The sequence below is a fragment of the Streptomyces sp. NPDC101194 genome (genome assembly GCF_044767885.1).
In the GTDB taxonomy this organism is placed as follows: Bacteria; Actinomycetota; Actinomycetes; order Streptomycetales; family Streptomycetaceae; genus Streptomyces.
Map to the genome: position 1 here is coordinate 69,372 of NZ_JBIWOS010000007.1, position 19,814 is coordinate 89,185.

Annotated in this window: 12 protein-coding genes; 7 read left to right on the forward strand and 5 right to left on the reverse strand. The window is 70.8% G+C overall.

All coding sequences use genetic code 11. The features are described 5' to 3' along the window. Positions 1 to 119 precede the first annotated feature (119 nt). A complete protein-coding gene (gene fsxC / locus ACIRP2_RS25075; protein WP_404254428.1) occupies positions 120 to 1,475 on the forward strand; it encodes an FxsC protein in 1,356 nt (451 codons plus the stop codon). Further along, positions 1,459 to 5,394 (forward strand): FxSxx-COOH system tetratricopeptide repeat protein, encoded by a 3,936-nt coding sequence (gene fxsT, locus ACIRP2_RS25080; protein WP_404253880.1) that lies wholly within the window; start codon positions 1,459 to 1,461, stop codon positions 5,392 to 5,394. Before fsxC ends, fxsT begins: the two co-directional genes overlap by 17 nt. Before the next feature lie 59 nt (positions 5,395 to 5,453). Here fxsT and ACIRP2_RS25085 read toward each other — a convergent pair whose 3' ends face one another. Then, a complete protein-coding gene (locus tag ACIRP2_RS25085) occupies positions 5,454 to 6,329 on the reverse strand; it encodes an alpha/beta fold hydrolase (RefSeq protein ID WP_404253882.1) in 876 nt (291 codons plus the stop codon). A 346-nt stretch (positions 6,330 to 6,675) separates the two neighbouring features. Continuing rightward, the gene (locus tag ACIRP2_RS25090; RefSeq protein ID WP_404253884.1) at positions 6,676 to 7,551 is read right to left on the reverse strand and encodes a septum formation family protein; all 876 of its coding nucleotides are present in this window, start codon (positions 7,549 to 7,551) and stop codon (positions 6,676 to 6,678) included. Positions 7,552 to 7,649: 98 nt separating this feature from the next. Here ACIRP2_RS25090 and ACIRP2_RS25095 point away from each other — a divergent pair, with 98 nt between their 5' ends. After that, positions 7,650 to 7,955, forward strand: coding sequence for a hypothetical protein (locus ACIRP2_RS25095; RefSeq protein ID WP_404253886.1), 306 nt, complete (start codon positions 7,650 to 7,652; stop codon positions 7,953 to 7,955). 21 nt (positions 7,956 to 7,976) lie between these two features. On the opposite strand, the gene ACIRP2_RS25100 is transcribed toward ACIRP2_RS25095, so the two are convergent. Further along, the gene (locus ACIRP2_RS25100; protein ID WP_404253888.1) at positions 7,977 to 9,011 is read right to left on the reverse strand and encodes a DUF3533 domain-containing protein; all 1,035 of its coding nucleotides are present in this window, start codon (positions 9,009 to 9,011) and stop codon (positions 7,977 to 7,979) included. Positions 9,012 to 9,140: 129 nt separating this feature from the next. On the opposite strand from ACIRP2_RS25100, the gene ACIRP2_RS25105 reads away from it, so the two are divergent. The 4 genes from ACIRP2_RS25105 to ACIRP2_RS25120 all read left to right on the forward strand — a co-directional run bounded on the left by ACIRP2_RS25105 (position 9,141) and on the right by ACIRP2_RS25120 (position 16,522). After that, positions 9,141 to 12,689, forward strand: a complete 3,549-nt coding sequence (locus ACIRP2_RS25105) for a DNA polymerase III subunit alpha (protein WP_404253890.1) — start codon at positions 9,141 to 9,143, stop codon at positions 12,687 to 12,689. Further along, positions 12,686 to 13,705, forward strand: a complete 1,020-nt coding sequence (locus ACIRP2_RS25110) for a hypothetical protein (protein ID WP_404253892.1) — start codon at positions 12,686 to 12,688, stop codon at positions 13,703 to 13,705. Before ACIRP2_RS25105 ends, ACIRP2_RS25110 begins: the two co-directional genes overlap by 4 nt. A 169-nt stretch (positions 13,706 to 13,874) precedes the next feature. Next, entirely contained in the window at positions 13,875 to 14,762 is an 888-nt protein-coding gene (locus ACIRP2_RS25115) for an esterase/lipase family protein (RefSeq protein WP_404253894.1), read from the forward strand. Between the two features lie 212 nt (positions 14,763 to 14,974). Next, on the forward strand, positions 14,975 to 16,522 hold the full coding sequence (locus tag ACIRP2_RS25120; RefSeq protein WP_404253896.1) for a trifunctional class I SAM-dependent methyltransferase/NUDIX hydrolase/VOC family protein: 1,548 nt from the start codon (positions 14,975 to 14,977) through the stop codon (positions 16,520 to 16,522). A 178-nt stretch (positions 16,523 to 16,700) separates the two neighbouring features. On the opposite strand, the gene ACIRP2_RS25125 is transcribed toward ACIRP2_RS25120, so the two are convergent. Together ACIRP2_RS25125 and ACIRP2_RS25130 are read right to left on the reverse strand one after the other, a co-directional pair. Next, positions 16,701 to 18,128 (reverse strand): amidase, encoded by a 1,428-nt coding sequence (locus ACIRP2_RS25125; RefSeq protein WP_404253898.1) that lies wholly within the window; start codon positions 18,126 to 18,128, stop codon positions 16,701 to 16,703. Positions 18,129 to 18,300: 172 nt separating this feature from the next. Then, on the reverse strand, positions 18,301 to 19,752 hold the full coding sequence (locus ACIRP2_RS25130; protein ID WP_404254430.1) for an APC family permease: 1,452 nt from the start codon (positions 19,750 to 19,752) through the stop codon (positions 18,301 to 18,303). Positions 19,753 to 19,814: the final 62 nt, after the last annotated feature.

The window sequence follows — 19,814 nt, forward strand, 5'->3', positions numbered from 1 at the left end:
CTGAACCCGGGAACGTATGACTGAAAACCGGCGTTGAATGACCGAACGTCATGGGGGTGGAGCAACGTCCGCTCCGGAATGATGAATTCGCTCGCATTCACTTCACTCCTCGGGTGCGGGTGCTCACACAGGACGGGGGTCGTGTGCACGCAACGACGCAGCAGCGAGCGGCGGACCATCGGCCGTACTTCTTCTTGAGTTATGCGCATACACCGGGGTACGGCGGTGGAACGGACCCCGATATGTGGGTCGAGCGGCTCTTCCAGGATCTCTGCGGCCATGTGATGGCCATGACCGATCTGCCCGCCGGCGCGCCCGCCGGGTTCATCGACCGCGAGATACGGTCCGGCGAGGGCTGGTCGGAGCGGCTCGGCGAGGTGCTCGCCACCTGCCGGGTATTCGTGCCGCTGTTCTCGCCGCGTTACTTCGCCAGCGAGATGTGCGGCAAGGAGTGGTACGCCTTCGCGCAGCGCGCCATTCACTACCGGGCCCGCTCCAACCAGCCTGCCGAGGCGATCGTCCCGGCGCTCTGGGTACCGGTGCCGCCGAGCCAACTCCCGGGCCCCGCCGAACGGTTACAGTTCAACCACCGCGACTTCGGGGACCGTTACGTCAGCGACGGACTCTACGGACTGATCAAACTCAGGCTCTTCGCCGAGGAGTACGAGCGCGCGGTGTACGAACTCGCCAAGCGCATCGTCAATGTCGCGGACACCATCAGGATCGGCACCGGCCGCCCTGTCGACTACCGGCTGGCACCGAGCGCGTTCGGCCCGCCGAACAGCGGAGTCGGCGGCCCCCGCCCCATGCAGGTGACCATCGCGGCCCCCACCCGGCACGATCTGCCCGAGGGGCGCAACGCCGACTACTACGGCGACAATCCGCAGGACTGGAACCCCTACCACCCGGCCGCCGCGCGCCCCCTGGCCTATGTCGCCGAGGACCTGGTGCGCTCCCTCAACTACCAGGCCACCATCTCCTCCTTCGACGAGGAGTCGGGGCATGGGGAGGGCAAACAACCGCCCAGCAGGCCGGAGATCCTGCTCGTCGACCGTTGGGCCCTGCAGGACGAGGAACGGTGCCGGCGGCTCGCTGCCTTCGACGCCGAGAACCGTCCCTGGGTGACGATGGTCGTGCCGTGGAACCGCGAGGACCACGAGAGCCGGGCGGCCGAGGCCGAGCTCACCGAGAAGCTCGAACAGACCATGCCGACCAAGATGCGCCAGGGGAGGGCCTACTGCCGGGTCGCCGCCAAGGGCGTACCCAGCATGGAGGCCTTCGGCCAGATCCTGCCGCAGGTGGTCGAGGCGGCGGCCCAGCAGTATCTGAGACACGCGGCGGTCTACCCACCCGCCACCGGAGGCGGACACACCGAACGGACACGGTTGATGGGGCCGATGGCGCAGACGCACTACATCCCCGAGACACACGACCCTGCGACGGATGCGGAGGACACGGATGACGGCCGGTCGTGACGGGCGCATCGTCACCTTCTACTCGTACAAGGGCGGCACCGGGCGCACCATGGCCCTGGCCAACACCGCCTGGATACTCGCCGCCAACGGAAAGCGGGTACTGGCCGTCGACTGGGACCTGGAGGCACCGGGGCTGCACCGGTTCTTCCATCCGTTCCTCGACCCCTCGACACTCGGCGCCACCACCGGCGTCATCGATCTGATCACCGAGTACGCGTGGGCGGCGACCAGCCCCGTCCAGCGTGCCGACGACTGGCACCGCGACTACGCCCGCATCCAGCCACACGCCGTGTCCCTCACGCCCGAGGCGCTCGGCTGGGAGTTCCCGCACGGCGGCACCCTCGACTTCGTCTCCGCCGGACGGCAGAACCGCGAATACTCCGCGACAGTCTCCACCTTCGACTGGGACAACTTCTACGACCGGCTCGGCGGCGGTCATTTCTTCGACGCCCTGCGCGACGACATGAAGGCCAACTACGACTACGTCCTGATCGACAGCCGGACCGGCCTCAGTGACATCGCCGACATCTGCACCGTGCACCTGCCCGACGTCCTGGTCGACTGCTTCACCCTCAGCGACCAGTCCATCGACGGCGCCGCCTCGGTCGCCCGGCAGATCTCCGAGCGCTACACCGGACGTCCCATCTCCATCTTCCCCGTCCCGATGCGCATCGACGAGGGCGAGAAGGAGAAGGCCGATGCCGGGCGGGCGCTGGCCCGGCTGAAGTTCGACCGGCTGCCGCGCGACCTGTCCGGCGACGAACTCACCGCCTACTGGGGCGCGGTGGAGATTCCCTACCGCCCCTACTACGCGTACGAGGAGACCCTCGCCACCTTCGGCGACGAGGCCGGGCTCACCAACTCGCTGCTCTCGGCCTTCGAGCGGCTCACCTCCGTCATCACCGACCAGCAGATCACCTCGATGCCACCGGTCGGCGAAGAGGTGCGGCTGCGTATCCGTGACGCGTTCACCCGGCGCAGGCCCGCGCTGCCCGCCGATCTCTTCCTCAGTTACGTGGCGGAGAACCGGATGTGGGCCGACTGGATCGAGTCCGTGCTCACCCGGGCCGGGTTCCGTGTCGTACCGCGCGACGTGTCCGCCGAGCGGGAGGCCGTGGAACCGCCCGCCGTCGCCACCGAGAACGCCACGCGTACCGTGGTGCTGCTCTCCAGCGCCTACCTCAAGTCGCAGCGTGCGGTGAACCTCTGGGACCGGGCCGTGGCGGAGGACCCCGGCGGTGGCCGGCGCCATCTGCTGCCTCTCAGGGTCGGTGACGTGCGGCTGTCCGCGCCCTACATCGACCGCAACCCCGTCGACCTCTTCCGGCTCGACGAGGTGCATGCCACCGCCGCCCTGCTGCGCGCCCTGGACCGGCCCGTACAGCTCACCGACGGCGTGTCGCCCGGACCGCGGTTCCCCGGCACCGTCCCCAGGATCTGGAACGCGCCGCCGCGCAACCCCGGCTTCACCGGCCGCTCCATGGTCCTGGAACGGATGCGTGACCAGCTCGGCGGCGGCATGGCCGTCGTACTGCCCCAGCCGCAGACCCTGTACGGACTCGGTGGCGTCGGCAAGACCCAGGTCGCCCTGGAGTACGTGCACCGCTTCATGGCGGACTACGACCTGGTCTGGTGGATATCGTCCGAGCAGACCGACGACGTGGTCGCCTCTCTCGCCGAGTTGGCCGTGCGGCTCGGCGCCCAGGGCGGCGACGACATGGCTGCCGCCTCCCAGGAGGCCGTGGACCTGCTGCGGCGCGGTGTGCCCTCGGACCGCTGGCTGCTGGTCTTCGACAACGCCGACGACCCCGAGCGGCTCAGGCGCTACTTCCCGCAGGGCGGCTCCGGGCACATCCTCGTCACCTCCCGGAACCAGGCCTGGTCCCAGCACGGCGACGCCCTGCCCGTCGACGTCTTCCTGCGCGAGGAGTCCATCGAACACCTTCAGCGCCGGGCCCCGGGGCTGAGCGACGAGGACGCCGCCCAGGTGGCCACCGCGGTCGGTGACCTGCCGCTCGCCGTCGAACAGGCGGCGGCCTGGATCGCGGAGACCGCCACCCCGATCGACGCCTATCTCGAACAGCTGGCGCAGCAGGCCCCCGAGGTCCTGGCGCTCAACCAGCCGGCCGGTTACCCCGAGCCGGTCGCCGCGACCTGGAACATCTCCATCCAACGGCTCAAGGAGCGTTCCCCCGCCGCGGTGCGGCTGCTCCAGCTCTGTGCCTTCTTCGCTCCCGAGCCGATCTCGGGGAATCTCCTCTACAGCAAGGAGATGATCGAGGCGCTGAAGCCGTACGACGCCTCGCTCCAGGAGAAGCTGGTGCTGGGCCGGGTCATCCGGGAGATCGGCCGGTTCGCCCTCGCCAAGGTCGACCAGGTCTCCAACTCCATCCAGGTGCACCGGCTCGTCCAGGCCGTCATCCGGGCGCAGCTCAGCGAGCAGGAGCAGCAGGACGCCCGGCACGCCGTCCACCGGATTCTGGCCGGCGCCCGGCCCGACGACGACGAACCGATCGACAACCCCTCGACCTGGCCGCAGTTCGCCACCATCTGGCCGCACCTCGGTCCGTCCGACGCACGCAACTGCAAGGAGCCCGAGGCCCGCAGACTGCTGATCGACCGGGTCCGCTACCTCTGGAAGCGAGGCGACTTCAGGACCGCCGCCGCGCTCTGCGAGGAGCTGCGCGCCATCTGGAAGGAGACGCTGGGGGAGCGGGACATCCAGTACCTCTACCTCTGCTTCCACCTCTCCAACATCTACCGCTCGCGCGGACGTTACGTGGAGGCGAGGGACCTCGACGAGATCACCCTGGCGACGCAGCGGGAGGTCCTGGGCCCGGAGCATCCGCACACGTACATGAGCACCAGCAGTCTGGCGACGGACCTCGGCACGCTCGGCGAGTACACCAGGGCGATCGAGCTGGCGACCGAAGCCACCGACGGGTTCAACCAGATCTTCCACGATTCCCACCCCAGGACCCTCGCGGCGGCCAACAACCTCGCGTTCACCCTGCGGTCGATCGGGCAGTACGCCAGGGCCAGGGAGATCGACCAGGACGTCTTCGACCGCCGGGTCGAGGTGCTCGGCGCGGAGCACCCCTACAGCCTCTCCTCGGCCATGAACCTGGCCCGCGACCTGCGTGACGTCGGCCGGTACGAGGATTCCGTCAGCATCCTCAGCCGTACGTACGACAGCTACAAGGCCACGCTCGGCCGGGCCTTCCCCGGCACGTTGAGCGCGGCGAAGAGCCTGGCGGTGTCGCTGCGCCGGGCGGGCAGGCTGGAGGACGCCCGCAGGCTGACGGTGGCCACCCGGGCCCGGTACCGGGCCAAGTACACCGCCGCCAACCCGGAATGGCTCGCCTGTGACCTCAATCTGGCGGCGGACCTGTACGCGGCGGGCGAGGCGACCGAGGCCAGGGACACGGCACAGGAGGTCGTCGACCAGTACATGAAGGTGCCGGGCGAGAAGCACCCGTACACCCTCGCCGCCCTGAACAACCTCGCCGTGTACCAACTGGGCGTCGGGGCGGTGGAGGAGTCGGAGCAGGTGCTGACCCGGGTGGTCGCGTCGATGCGGGAGGTGTACGGGCGGGAGCACCCCAACACCCTGTTCTGCGTCATGAACCTGGCCAACGCGACGGCCGAACGGGGCGACCTCGGCATTGTGCTGGAGACCGAACGAAAGGTGGCGGGACAGCTCAGGCGCGTCCTCGGGGCGCACCATCCCGAGACCCTGGCCATGATGTCCAACATGGCGGTCACGCTCGATGCGTTGGACCGCAAGGACGAGGCGTCGCGGCTGCGGGCGGAGACGGCGGACGAGCTTGCCAGGCAGCTCGGCGACGATCACCCGATGACCCGGATCGCCCGGAACGAGAACCGGTTCGAGCGCGAGCTGGAGCCGACGGCGGTATGAGCCGCGGGAGCGTCCGGCCACCACCGGACGCTCCCGGTCCTCCGGGCCGTTCTCTGTCCTCAGGCGTCGGTCGGCTCCAGCAACCAGTTGAGGATCCTGGGCAGGGCGTGCAGTGCGTCGAAGTGCGCGGCCGTCGGTTCCACCACGACGGTGGAGTTCGGGATGCGCCCGGCCAGCCAGCGGGAGTGGCCCACCGGTGAGAACACGTCCTTCTCGCCGTGCCACAGCAGCACCGGACCCGTGATGTCCGCGGGGTCGAAGCCCCAGGGCCGACTGAACGCGAGCGCGTCGTCGATCCACCCCCATGCCGAAGTGCGCAGCCCTTCACGGTAGTTGCGCAGCAGCATGGTGCGGACGCCGGCGTCGTTGACCACCATCCGGTCGGAGTCGGTCAGCTCCCGGCGCAGGTCGTCGATGAGCCGGACCGGGTTCTTCCTGATCACTGCGGACCGTGAGATGAACGACTCCGCGAGCTCGTCCGGATCGGCCGCCGCGGTGGAGTACGCGTGCACATTCGAGGCGGCCATGCCGTCGAACCAGTCGAGCCCGTCGGCACCCCAGGGGGCCAGCCCGACCAGCGCGGCGGTACGGGTCACCCGCTCCGGCATCAGCGCCGCGCAGGCCAGGGCGTGCGGGGCGCCACCGGACCGGCCCACCACGGCGAACCGTTCCAGCCCGAGATGGTCGGCGATGGCCCGTACGTCCTGGACGGCGTCGGCGACACAGCGGCCCGGCAGCCGGTCGGATTCGCCGTATCCCGGCCGGTCGTAGGTGATCAGCTGTGTCTTGCGCTGGTAGAGCACCATGCCGCGCGGAGCAGGCCCGAGCCTGCTGCCGGGCATTCCGTGCAGGAGGAAGACCGGTCTGCCACGGGGATCACCGAGACGCTCCACCACCAGATGCCGCCCGTCCGTTGCGCGCACCCGACTACGCACTCCGTGCCTCCTCCGTTTGGTGCGGACACGGTGTGTCCGACTTTTCCCGCCCACGTCGATGATGGCCCATCAGAGCCGTTACCGGGACTGCGTGTCGGGAAACCGTGGAGGTGTTCGGGGGCGCGTAATCGTGCGGCTTCTTCGGGCAGTTCTCGATCCGGCGTGCCGGGGCTCGCCCCCATCACCTCATGTGACGCGGGCAAGGCCGTCGCGCGCGGCTTCGCCGTCCCCGACCGCCCCGATGGACCGTTGGGGCTGCACCGTCCGTGACGCGTTCACCAAAACGGTCTGGGCGGAGGTGACCTGCTCCCCCTGAGTGCGGCGCGGGGGGACTTGTCCGACGGGGTCAGCCGGCCCAGACCTCGGCTTCGTCGGCCGGGACGGTGGTGGCGAGCTTCAGTTCCTTGCGGGCGGCGACCGTCTTGCTCGGGTCGATACCGGCGAAGGCCCGGTCGTAGGCGAGGTAGAAGGCGTCCGTGTCACCGGCCGAGGCGGCCTTCTCCCATGCATCGGCGGCCTCCTTCAGCTGTGCACGGAGCTTGGCGGTCTCCGGCTGCTGGATGCCCTTCAGAGCCGTGAGGTGGGTGCCGAGCGCGGCGGTGACGGCTTTGGCCTGCTTCTTGTAGCCGGCGAAGTCGTCCTCGACGTGATCCGCTTCGGGCTGGTTCGTCCACAGGGCCTCGTTGACGGCGTTCGAACCCTTCAGGTACGCGAGCTGGTCGGCGGTCAGGGGCTTGCTCTTCAGCGAACCGGAGAACGTGCCCGCTTCCTTGCTGTACGTGCAGCTCACGGCCCGATCGCCCGTCGCCCAGCTCTCCTTGGTGGGGTAGTAGTAGTAGATGTCGACGCCCTTGGGCAGGGCCCAGGCGTCGGGGGTGAACTTCTGCGCCTCGGCCGGGCATCGTTCGTCGGCGATCTGTGCGGTTTTGTCCTCACCGGGATACGTCGACTGTCCGTCGATCTTGAAGTCGCCGACGACCTGCCCCTTGTGCGGTTCCTTGCACGGCACGACCTCGACGCTGAACTCCTCGCTCTTGGAAGCCCCGTTGTTCGGGTTGTAGCAGTCGCCGGTCGCGAGCGAGAAGACCGATCGCTGGCGAACCACTTTCTTGGCGCCGGTCTTTGCGCTGTCGAGGGCGGAGCATCCCACCGCTCCGACCGAGATCAGGGCCATGACAGCGGATATACCGCGCGCGGAACGGGACGTGACACCGAGAGACATGACGTGGGCATCCTCAAGCGGAAGGGGTGTGATCGGATGTGTGCATCGTATGTCATGTCAGTGAAAGTGCTGTGTGCAGGCGCTTCGGGTCACCGGTGATGGTGATGCAGGTGATAGACGGACAGGTTTCCCTGGCATGGCCCGCGCATGAACCGGGCCCGGATCGCTTCGCCGTCATGGCGGACGGCTCCCGCGTCACCTCGCCCCGATTCCAGGCGCCGGGCGGAGAAGAAGCTGAAGGGGGAGCGGCGTCGGCTGTCGCGCAGGGCGGAGGGGCGAGGAAGCGGAGCCGGCAGAAGCGCGAAGGGCGCGGCGACATCCGGGGCATGGTCACCATCCCGCGCAGCGGCTTTTCTGCCATCTCCACCTGGGACGAGTGGACACCGGAAGGCCGCGACCGCTGACGGGCGCGGCCGGCCGAGGGGTCAGTCGACCGTCGAGCCGAACGGTGGCCGGGCGGCGTCGTCGTCCGGTGTGCGGCGCATGGAGAGCAGGAGTGTGACGAGCGTGCCCGCCGCCGCCCACGCGGACAGCACCAGCAGGGGGCCGGTGACCGCGTTGCCCTTGAAGTACGCGATCGAGCGGGCCACCCAGGTGCCCGCCCCGGGCGGCAGTGCGGGGCCGATCGTGCGCCAGAAGTCCGGGAGCATCGGCAGCGGGAAGGCGCCGCCGGCGCTCGGGTTGCCCGCGATCACCACGATCAGGACGGCCAGCCCGATGCCGACGATGCCGGTGAGGGCCTGCAGGGCGAGGGTGAGCATGCCGACCGCGAAGACGGTCAGCGCCCCCAGCCCCGACAGGCCCCAGAAGCTTCCGGGCAGGGCGCCGAGGACCGGGCCGATGATGATCGCGCCGCCGATCCCGCCCACGACGGAGTACAGCGCCATGACGCCGGTCCGGATCAGTGCGCGCTGCCGATTGGCGGGTTTGGCCCCGGCGCTGATCGCCAGGATCGAGGCGCAGAGGTAGCCGCCCACGCACCAGCCCACGACCAGGTAGAAGGACGAGATTCCGTTGAAGTCCTGGTCGGAGGCGGGAGCCAGGTCCACGGTCCGCACGGTGCGCTGCCGGGCCAGGTCCACCTTCGTGAGGGTGCGCGTCAGGGTGTCGGCCATGGCGGTGCCCCCGCCGGAGGCGACGAGGACGGTGTCGGTGGTGCCGGTGGGGCTGACGATCAGGGCGCCGTCGATCTCGCGGTTCAGGATCTGTTCGCGGGCCGTGGCCGCGTCGGCGACCGTACGGGGGTCCAGCGGGCCGCCCGGGAGATTCTTCAGCTCGGTCAGGAGCTGCGCGGACAGCTGCCGGGGCGCGACGACTCCGAAGGGTACGTCCGTCGGCTTCGGCTTGTGCAGCGCCCCGACGTAGGACGTGATGAACAGCAGTTGCAGCCCGAGCACACCGATGACGAGCAGTGCGGCCCGTGGGGTGACGGCGTTCTTCACCTCGTCAGCGAAAGTCATGCCCCCACGCTCCGGGGCGTCGGCCATTCGTGCAGGTGGGGCTGGGCCGAATGGCTGAGAGGGCCTACGGTCCGGGCCGGGTGAGGATCTCGCCTTTCGAGTATCGTACGAATGTTCGAAACTTGGTCTATGGTGGAGAGCGAGGGGGGTGGTGAGTACGGATCGGTCCAGGAGGTGCGGGTGCCCGGGTTCACGCATCTGCATACCGTTTCCGGGTTCTCCCTGCGGTACGGGGCCTCGCACCCGGAGCGGCTGGCGGAGCGCGCCGCGGAGCGGGGGATGGACGCTCTCGCGCTGACCGATCGCGACACGCTCGCGGGGGCGGTCCGCTTCGCCAAGGCCTGTGAGACGGCCGGGGTGCGGCCGCTCTTCGGGGTGGGGCTCGCGGTGGGTCCCGCGGCGGCGGAGCATACGAGAGGCGACGGGCGTACGCATCGGCTGCGCCCCCCGGTCCGCGGCGGCGCCTTTGTCGATGAATCCGCACCCCGGGTCACCTTCCTCGCCCGGGACGGTGCGCGGGGCTGGGCGGAACTGTGCCGGCTCGTCACCGCCGCCCACGCCTCCCCATCCGACGGTGCCGGTGCCGGGCAGCCCCTGGTCGACCGGTCCGAGCTGCCCGCCGAAGGGCTCACCGTGCTGCTCGGCCCCGCCTCCGACGTCGGCAGGGCGCTGGCCGCCGGCCGCCCGGACCGGGCCGCCGCGCTGCTCGTCCCCTGGCGGGAGATGCACGGGGACGACCTGCGCCTCGAAGTCGTCCATCACGGACGCGCGGGCACCGGCCCCGGGTCGCTGCGGCTCGCCGCCCGTACCGTCGGCTTCGCCGCCGAACAGGGGGTGCGGGCCGTACTGACCAATGCCGTCCGGTACGCCGACCCCGGGCAGGGCCCGGTCGCCGATGTGCTCGACGCGGCCCGCGGGCTGGTCCCCGTCGATCCCCGCCGTGCCCCGCTCGACAGCGGTGAACGCTGGCTGAAGGATGCCCGCGCGATGGAGCGGACCGCCGAGCGGATCGCCTCCGCCGCCGGCCTCGGCCGGGACGCCGGAGCGCGGCTGCTCGCGGAGACCCGGCACACCGCCGACGCCTGCGTCGTCGACCCCGAGGGCGACCTCGGTCTCGGTGCCGTCCACTTCCCCGAACCGCATCTCGTCGGCGCCGGTCGGCGCACCGCCCAGCGGGTGCTGGCCTCCCGCGCCGCCGCCGGCATGGTGCTGCGCGGCTACGACCGCAGGCGCGACTACTGGGAGCGGATGCATCAGGAGCTGGACATCATCGCCTACCACGGGTTCGCCTCCTATTTCCTGACGGTCGCTCAAGTCGTGGATGACGTAAGGGAGATGAGGATTCGGGTCGCCGCACGGGGCTCCGGCGCGGGTTCCCTGGTCAACCATCTCCTCGGGATCGCGCACGCCGACCCGGTCGAGCACGGGCTGCTGATGGAGCGCTTCCTCTCCAAGCGCCGTGCCGTGCTGCCCGACATCGACATCGACGTCGAGTCCGCCCGTCGGCTCGACGTCTACCGCGCGATCATCGGACGCTTCGGCACCGAGCGGGTCGCGACCGTCGCCATGCCCGAGACCTACCGGGTGCGCCACGCCATCCGGGACGTCGGCGCCGCGCTCTCCATGAACCCGGCGGAGACCGACCGGCTCGCCAAGGCCTTCCCGCACATCCGGGCCCGCGACGCCCGCGCGGCCATGGCGGAGCTGCCCGAACTGCGCGAGGTGGCACGCGAGAAGGACCGGTACGGGCGGCTCTGGGAACTGGTGGAGGCGCTGGACGCCCTGCCGCGCGGCATCGCCATGCACCCGTGCGGGGTGCTCCTCTCGGACGCCTCCCTGCTGCGCCGGGCACCCGTCGTGCCCACCAGTGGCGAGGGCTTCCCGATGGTGCAGTTCGACAAGGAGGACGTGGAGGATCTGGGGCTGCTCAAGCTCGACGTGCTGGGTGTGCGGATGCAGTCGGCGATGGCGCACGCGGTCACGGAGGTCAAGAGGGTCTCGGGGCGGGACGTGGACCTGGATGCCGTACCGCCGGGCGATCCGGAGACGTACCGGCTGATCAGAAGCGCCGAGACGCTGGGCTGCTTCCAGATCGAGTCCCCCGGCCAGCGCGATCTGGTCGGCAGGCTCCAGCCCGCCGGTTTCCACGATCTGGTGGTCGACATCTCGCTGTTCCGCCCCGGGCCGGTCGCCGCCGACATGGTGCGGCCGTTCATCGAGGCCCGGCACGGCCGGGCGCCCGTGCGCTATCCGCACCCCGATCTGGAGGGGCCGCTGCGCGAGACGTACGGCGTGGTCGTCTTCCACGAGCAGATCATCGAGATGGTCGACATCATGACCGGCTGCGGCCGGGACGAGGCCGACCGGGTGCGGCGAGGGCTCTCCGACCCCGGGTCGCAGGGCCGGATCAAGGTGTGGTTCGCGCAGCGGGCGGCGGCGAGGAAGTACAGCGCCGAAGTGATCGCCCGGACCTGGGAGATCATCGAGGCGTTCGGCAGTTACGGCTTCTGCAAGGCGCACGCGGTCGCCTTCGCCGTACCGACGTACCAGTCGGCGTGGCTCAAGGCGCACCACCCGGCGGCCTTCTACGCCGGGCTGCTCACCCATGACCCGGGGATGTACCCGAAGCGGCTGCTGCTCGCGGACGCCCGGCGGCGCGGGGTGCCGGTACTGGGGCTGGATGTGAACCGGTCGGCGGCCACTCATCAAATCGAACTGGTGTCTGATGGTGAAGGAAGGGAGGAAGCCTGGGGAGTGCGGCTGGCGCTTTCGGACGTCCATGGCATCGGCGAGGCCGAGGTCGCCCGGATCGTGGCCGGGCAGCCCTACACCTCGCTGCTGGACTTCTGGCAACGGGCCAGGCCGGGAAAGGCGGCGGCCGAACGGCTCGCCCAGGTGGGCGCGTTGGACGCGTTCGGCGCCAATCGGCGCGATCTGCTGCTGCATCTGTCCGAACTGCACCGCGCCCGGCGGGGCGCGGGTTCCGTCGCCACCGGTGCGCAGCTTCCGCTCGGCAACGGACACCGGACCGGCTCCATCGGGCTGCCCGACCTCAACGCGACCGAACGGCTCAGTGCCGAGCTGGGCGTACTGAGCATGGACGTCTCCCGCCATCTGATGAGTGATCACCATGCGTTCCTGAAGGAGCTCGGCGCGGTCTCCGCCAAGCGGTTGCGCGAGGCGCGGCACGGGGAGACCGTGCTGGTCGCGGGCGCCAAGGCGGCCACCCAGACCCCGCCGGTCCGTTCCGGTCGCCGGGTCGTCTTCACCACCCTGGACGACGGTACGGGCCTGGTCGACCTGGCTTTCTTCGACGACAGCCATGCCGCCTGCGCGCACACCGTCTTCCACTCCTGGCTGTTGCTGGTACGCGGAGTGGTGCAGCGGCGCGGACCGCGGAGTTTGAGCGTGGTCGGCTCGGCGGCCTGGAATCTGGCGGAGCTGGCCGAGTTGCGGCGCACCGGCGGACTGGACGCGGTCGCCGCCCGGTTGGCGGCCGGGCCCCCGTCCGAGGAGGACACCCCCGAGGGGGCCGAGCCCGCTCCCGACGGCGACGGCCGTCGTATCCGGATGTCCACCGGATACGAGATGAACCCCTGGTCCGACCTCCAGCCGCCCGGCGAAGGCGTCGCCACCGGAAGGAAGTTGTGGCACCAGAGCCCGGGGAGCGCGGGATGAGCGCGGCACACGACGAGCCAGGAATCCTGTACCTGCGGTTCCGCAGGATCGGCGGAGGCCTCCCGGACGCCGCCGGTTACGAGGGGCTGCTCGCCCTTCTCGGCGCGTTCACCCCGATGGTCGAGGCGGTCCCGCCCGACGGGGCGCTCGCCGATGTGCGCGGCGCGCTGCGCTACTTCGGGCAGGACGTGAGGGGGCTGGCCGCGGTGATCCGGGTCCGCGCGCTCGCCCTGCACGGCGTGGACTGCGCGATCGGGGCCGCGGAGAACCCGATGCTGGCCCGGATGGCGGCACGGCAGGCCGCACCCGGAACGACCTTCGTGGTGCCCGGGGGAGAGGGGGCCGGGTTCCTCGCGGCCAAGCCGGCCGCGGCGCTGGACGGCGTCGGGGCGGCGACGGCCCGCACCCTGTGCGGGTACGGACTCGACTCCATCGGCCGGATCGCGGCGACCCCGCTCGGTACTCTGCAGCGGATCACCGGTGTACGGACCGGTCGCGAGCTGTGGGAGCGGGCGCACGGCATCGACCGCACGACGGTCGTTCCGGGCGCCGCCGCCCGGTCGATCGCCGCCGAACGCGCCTTCCCGCGCGACGAACTGGACCGGGAGCGGCAGCGCCGCGCGCTCATGTCGCTCACCGAGGAGCTGGGGGCCAGGATGCGCGGGGACGGGCAGGTGTGCCGCGGGCTGGCGGTCTCCGTGCGCTATGCCGACCGGACCGGTTACTCGACGCTGACCCGCAGCCGTACGCTCCGGGAGCCCACGGCCCACTCCGCGGCGCTCACCGAACTCGCGTACCGGATCCATGACTCGTTCGCTCTGCAGCGGGCCCGGGTGCGGGGGATCGCGCTGCGCGCGGAAGGGCTGATGGACGGCGAACGGGCCACGCACCAGCTGTCGTTCGACCCGGTGGACGAGCGGGCGCGCCGGATCGAGGCGGTGGCGGACCGGCTACGGGCCAGGTTCGGCCCGCAGGCCGTGATGCCGGGCCGGCTCGCGGGACGATCGGCCCTCTGACGTCCCCTTGTTGATGAACGCTCAGTTTTTACCGACGCGTAACTTCCCGCGCCCCCTACTCATGCGTAATTTGGCATGAGCACACAGAAATTTAGCAGTCAGAACTTGTGGTCCGGGCCGCAGGGCGCACCGACATCGCAACTCCCTTGATCCGCAAGGAGACCACACGATGCTGCCCCGGAACCGTGCGCCGCGCGCCCCACGTGCGCGGAGAGCCCTCGCCGCACTGCTCCTCGCCGTCGCCGCAGTCGCCACCCCCACGGCCGCTGCCGCTGCAGCCACCCCCACCGTCGCCACCTCCCGTGGCTGGAACGACTACTCCTGCAAACCCTCCGCGGCCCATCCCCGCCCCGTCGTCCTGGTCCACGGAACCTTCGGGAACTCGATCGACAACTGGCTGGTCCTCGCCCCCTATCTCGTCAACCGGGGCTACTGCGTCTACTCGCTGGACTACGGGCAGCTGCCCGGCGTGCCTCTCTTCAACGGCCTCGGCCCGATCGACAAGTCGGCCGGCCAGCTCGCCGCATTCGTCGACAGGGTGCTCGCCTCCACCGGCGCGTCCAAGGCCGACGTCGTCGGGCACTCCCAGGGCGGCATGATGCCCAACTACTATCTGAAGTTCCTCGGCGGGGCCGCGAAGGTGAACGCCATGATCGGGCTCGCACCCGACAACCACGGCACCACTCTTCTCGGCCTGACGAAACTGCTGCCGTACTTCCCGGGGGCGGAGGACCTGCTGAACGCCAACACGCCGGGTCTCGCCGACCAGGTGGCGGGCTCTCCCTTCCTCACCAAGCTCAATGCGGGCGGCGACACCGTGCCCGGCGTGCGCTACACCGTCATCGCGACCAGGTACGACGAGGTCGTGACCCCGTACCGCACGCAGTTCCTGGACGGTCCGAACGTACGCAACGTCCTGCTCCAGGACCTGTGCCCGGTCGACCTCTCCGAGCACGTGGCGATCGGCACCGTGGACCGGATCGCCTACCACGAGGTGGCGAACGCCCTGGATCCGGCTCATGCCACCCCCACCACCTGTGCCTCGGTGGTCGGCTGAGGGTTGTCCCGCCAGGGATTACGGGACAGCCCTCAGGTCTTTCGTCCGGATCGGAACGGAACCACGGGACGCCCCGCCCGCGGAAGGAACCCCGGGCGGGGCGTCCCGTCCCGTACGGCCCGCCGTCGCACCGCCGGCCGGACGGGACGCCGGCCCGGTCGCGATCCGGCGGGCGCCACGCCGTTGTCGGTGGCGGATGGCACGATCGACCCATGACGACGATCGACTGGGACTCCGCGGCCGACTCCTTCGACGAGGAGCCCGACCACGGGCTGCTCGATCCGGCGGTCCGGCACGCCTGGGCGCGGCGGCTGGAGAACTGGCTGCCCGGCGAGCGCTCCGAGGTGCTCGACCTGGGGTGCGGCACGGGAAGCCTGGCCCTGCTCGTCGCCGGACAGGGGCACCGGGTCACCGCCGTCGACCGGTCGCCGCGCATGGTGGAGCAGGCGCGGACCAAACTCGCCGGGACCGGCACCGCGGTGCATCTCGGGGACGCGTCCCAACCACCGGTCGGCAAGCAGCAGTTCGATGTGATCATGGCCCGGCACGTGGTGTGGCTGCTGCCGGATCCGGCGGCGGCCCTGCGCCACTGGTTCACCCTGCTGCGCCCCGGCGGGCGGCTGATCCTTGTCGAGGGCGTCTGGGGCGGAGTCGGCCTCTCCGCCGAGCGGCTGACCGGTCTGCTCTCCGAGCTCACCGAGCGCATCCACCACGAGCGGCTCTCCGACGATCCGGCCCTGTGGGGCAAGCGGGTCGACGACGAGCGCTACGCCCTGGTGGCCCGCGCCGAACCGCCGCGGCGGCACACCGAGGTCGTCGATGTGCATCTGATCCTCCGCCGCGGCCCCGACGTCCTGCTCGCCCGCCGGGCCGGCACGGGGTACGCGGACGGGCTGTTCAACGGCCCGTCCGGACACGTGGAGGACGGCGAGGACGTCCGCGAGGCGATGATCCGCGAGGCCGCCGAGGAGATCGGTGTCGAGCTCGGGCCGGACGAGCTGCGGGTCGCCCTCGTCATGCAGCACCGCGGCCCCGGCGGCAGCCCGCGGACCGGCTGGTTCTTCGAGGCCGAGTACGACCCCGCCCGCCCGCCGTACAACCGCGAACCGGACAAGTGCTCCGAGCTGGCCTGGTTCCCGCTGGACGCCCTCCCGGACGACATCGTCGCCTACTGCCGGGCGGGGCTCGACGGCTATCGGGCGGGCGAACACTTCCTGATCCACTGGCACGAGGACGGCGACACCGTGGCGTACCAGCCGCACGGCGTCCGCCGCGCCGTCCCGCTGCCGGCCGGCGCGGCCCGCACCGGCGGGGTGCACCACATCGAACTGTGGGTGCCCGATCTGCCGACGGCCGAGCGGGGGTGGGGCTGGCTGCTCGGCGAGCTGGGTCATGTCCCGTACCAGCGCTGGGAGAACGGGCGGAGCTGGCGACGCGGCGACAGCTACGTGGTGGTCGAGCAGTCACCCGACCTGACCGGGGAGACGCACGACCGCCGCCGCCCCGGGCTCAACCACCTGGCGTTCCACGTCCGGGACCGCGCCACCCTCGACGCACTGGTGGCCGGGGCCCTCGAACACGGCTGGCGGCCACTCTTCCCCGACCGCTACCCGCACGCGGGCGGCGACGGGCACACCGCCGCCTATCTGGAGGACGCGGCGGGGTACGAGGTGGAGCTGGTCGCCGACGTCCCGCCGGCCCGCCCCGCGCCCCAGGTCCCGGCGCCGCACACCGACGTATGGGCGTGGCGCCGGGACTGAAAGGGTGTTCGGGTCCGGAACGATCTCGCGCAGCCCACGTCGTGCGGGACGGCGGCGGGTTCGGCGGACCGGGTCCCGCACCGGTGGCGGGTCGGCCCCGTTGGGCGGGCGGTGACTCGCCCGGTTCCGGCCCCCGCGACAGAGCACCCGGTCCCTGGTTCGGATGCCTGACGTCACGTCAGAGCGCCGGGACGCCGCTCCAGGGCCGGACGGACTCGATCGCCGCGGCGGCACGGAACACCGTGGCGTCGTCGTAGGTGCGTCCGACGACCTGCACCCCCGTCGGTACTCCGGTCGACGCGAAACCGGACGGCACGCTCAGCACGGGGCAGCGGCCGGCGATGTTGAACGCCGTGGTCATCGCGGATTCCAGGTAGAAGTCCAGTTCGACGCCGTTGATCACGACCTTGGCCGAGAGGTGGTCGTCGTCCGCCCTGAGCGCCGGGACGGCGGTCGTCGGGCACAGCAGGACGTCGTAGCGGTCCAGCAGCACACCGAGCGTCGTCTGCACCGCGGCCTCGATCTCCAGGCCCTGCAGGAAGCTGCCGGGCTCGCGGACGGCCTCGGCGGCCCGCCGGGCGAAGTCGAGCGCGTACGTGGTGAGCCGGTCGCCGTGCTCGGCGGCGACCGAGGCGATGTAGGGGCCGAAGATCGAGCCGAAGTGGATCATGGATGCCCGCATCACGTCCGCCCGCATGATGGGAACCTCCACCTCCTCGACGACGGCACCGGCCGCGCGCAGCGCCTCCGCGACCGCGCGGGTGTTGGCCTCGACCTCGGGATCGACCGGCCAGTCCCCGAGGGTGACCGAAAGCGCCACCCGCAGGCCTTCGGCGCTCTCGAACCGCTCGGGCAGGACGAGTTCGGACCGCAGCGAGACGGCGTCCAACGGGTGGGGCCCCGCGATGACGTTCTCCAACAGGGCGCAGTCGGCGACGGTGCGCGCCATCGGGCCGTCGTGGCAGTACGTGTCGAGGTTGAACGGCGTCATCGCCGGCACGCGCCCGTACGGCGGCTTGAAGCCGACCGTGCCCGTGCACGAAGCGGGGATGCGGATCGAGCCGCCGATGTCGGAGCCGGTCGCAAGCGTCGTCTCGCCCGCCGCGAGTGCGGCGCCCGCGCCGCCCGAGGAGCCGCCCGGGGTGAACTCCAAGTTCCACGGGTTGCGGGTGACGCCCCACAGTCGCGATTGCGTGTAACCCGCGCAACTGAACTCCGGGGTCGTGGTCCGGGCGTGCACGATGCCTCCGGCGGCCTGGACCCGCTCGATCACCGGGTGCGTCCGCTCGGCGATCTCCCCCTGGAACGCCAGGGAACCGTCCGTGATGAGACGGCCCGCGATGGGCTGCTCCTCCTTCGTCGCGACGGCGAGGCCCTCCAGTGCGCGAGGTGCTTCGCCCTTGCCTCCGTACCTGACCTCGGCCTCGCGGGCGGCGACGAGCGCCTCCTCGAAGGTCTGCTCGGCAAGGGCGTTGACCTTCGGCTCGACGGCTTCGGCACGCGCGATGATCGCGGTCATCAGCTCGACCGGTGACAGGGAGCGGTCACGGAAGCGGCGCAGGGCCTCGGTGGCCGGCAGATGGGCGAGGTCGGTGAGGTCGGTCATGTGAGGGTCCTTGGTGGATCGGAGTGATCAGAGGTGTCGGGTGGGTGCGTGGCGCCGTTCGCCGGATGCGGGTCGCGACCCCGCCGGGGGCGGACGGAGTGCACCCGCGTTCCCCCGACCGCTGGAGGGAACGCGGTGCCGCGGTCCGCGCCGGGCGCCGACGGCACGGGGGTCAGACGGCGGTGTCGAGTCCGTCGGCGACGGTGGCGTCGCGGGTGGGGACGAAGTAGGGCGACCGGTGGTGCCAGCGGGCCCACGCGGCGGCCAGCAGTCCGGAGCCGATCATCAGGACCGGGACGAGCAGTGCGAACCAGCCGTTGTCGGCGGAGACTTCGAAGTGGTCGGTGGAGCGGTAGAAGGTCCAGGCGAGGTAGCCGCCGGTGGCGAGCAGCGCGAGCGCCCCCAGCACCGGTCCGACGACAGCGCGCAGGGCCTCCAGCGGTGACGTGCGCAGCAGATGGCGGAAGTGCACCGCGGCGGCCGCGGCGGTGAGGGCGTAGTAGAGGGCGACGACGATGCCGATCGCGTTGACGGCGGCGAAGATCAAGTCGTTGACGGTGGGGATGACCAGCGCCATCGCGGCGAGGGCCAGAGCGATCGCGGTGATCAGCAGGGTGCCGACGGCGGGGGTCCCGTGCTTGGGGTGCAGCCGCGTCCAGACGGAGCCGAGAACGCCGTCGCGGCCCATCGCGTACATCCCGCGGGCGGTGGGGATGACCGAGGCCTGGAGCGACGCCACCGCGGAGAACATGAGGGCGATGAGCGGCAGTGCGGCCAGCGGCTGCTCGGCGAGCTTCATCCCGAAGTAGGCGAGTCCCTGGGCGCCGTTGTCGGCCAGTTCGTCCAGAGGCAGGACCCGTTGGAAGGCGGTGCCGGCGAGCAGGAAGAGGAGCAGCATGACGGTCAGGGCGATGAACCCGCCACGGGAGGCGTCCCGCGGATCACCGACCTCCTCTCCGACGCTGAAGACCGACTCGAAGCCCCAGTAGCAGAAGACCGCGAGCACCATGCCCTGGGCGAGGGCCGCTGCCGAGGGGATGTCGAAGGGGTTGAACCACTGGAGCGAGAAGGGCTGGTCCCCGGCGAACAGGCCGTAGCCGCAGAAGGCGAGCAGCACGCCGTACTCGAAGATCAACAGGTACTTCTGCAGACGTGCCGCGAGGTCGAGCCCGCGGACGGCGACCAGCGCGGCGGCGACCAGGACGGCCATGCCGAGCAGGGTGGACTGGAGGGTGGAGTCCGGATCGAGGGAGAGGCCGGCGACGCTGTGGACGGAGGCCTGGCCGAGGAGTTGGATGATCGCCGAGCCCGTCACCGTGGTGGTGTAGGCCATGAACACGATGGTGCCGACGACGTTGACCCATCCGATCAGGAATCCCAGCCAGGGGCTGAAGATGCGGCCGACCCACTTGTAGCTGCTGCCCGCGTTGGGTTCGACGCGGTTGAGCCGTCCGTATCCGCCGGCTATGCCGAGCACGGGCAGGAAGGCCAGCAGCATGATCGCCGGCAGGTGCAGGCCGACGATGCTCGCCATCAGACCGAGGCCGATGCCGATACTGCTGGTCGCCGCGGTGCTCGACGCGGCGAGGACGATGCCGTCGACGACGCCGATGGACTTCCGCATCGCGGGCTGGGGGGCCTGGGCGCTGTTCCTCGGCGTGGTGCTTGCACTTTTCACTGGTACCA

What these genes read in the sequence shown, in the direction of transcription:
- fxsT (WP_404253880.1), top strand. Translation starts at nt 1,459, where the DNA reads ATGACGGCCGGTCGTGACGGGCGCATCGTCACCTTCTACTCGTACAAG.
- ACIRP2_RS25095 (WP_404253886.1), top strand. Translation starts at nt 7,650, where the DNA reads ATGGTGATGCAGGTGATAGACGGACAGGTTTCCCTGGCATGGCCCGCG.
- ACIRP2_RS25110 (WP_404253892.1), top strand. Translation starts at nt 12,686, where the DNA reads ATGAGCGCGGCACACGACGAGCCAGGAATCCTGTACCTGCGGTTCCGC.
- ACIRP2_RS25125 (WP_404253898.1), bottom strand. Translation starts at nt 18,128, where the DNA reads ATGACCGACCTCACCGACCTCGCCCATCTGCCGGCCACCGAGGCCCTG.
- ACIRP2_RS25120 (WP_404253896.1), top strand. Translation starts at nt 14,975, where the DNA reads ATGACGACGATCGACTGGGACTCCGCGGCCGACTCCTTCGACGAGGAG.
- ACIRP2_RS25100 (WP_404253888.1), bottom strand. Translation starts at nt 9,011, where the DNA reads ATGACTTTCGCTGACGAGGTGAAGAACGCCGTCACCCCACGGGCCGCA.
- ACIRP2_RS25130 (WP_404254430.1), bottom strand. Translation starts at nt 19,752, where the DNA reads ATGCGGAAGTCCATCGGCGTCGTCGACGGCATCGTCCTCGCCGCGTCG.
- ACIRP2_RS25105 (WP_404253890.1), top strand. Translation starts at nt 9,141, where the DNA reads ATGGTGGAGAGCGAGGGGGGTGGTGAGTACGGATCGGTCCAGGAGGTG.
- ACIRP2_RS25090 (WP_404253884.1), bottom strand. Translation starts at nt 7,551, where the DNA reads ATGTCTCTCGGTGTCACGTCCCGTTCCGCGCGCGGTATATCCGCTGTC.
- ACIRP2_RS25115 (WP_404253894.1), top strand. Translation starts at nt 13,875, where the DNA reads ATGCTGCCCCGGAACCGTGCGCCGCGCGCCCCACGTGCGCGGAGAGCC.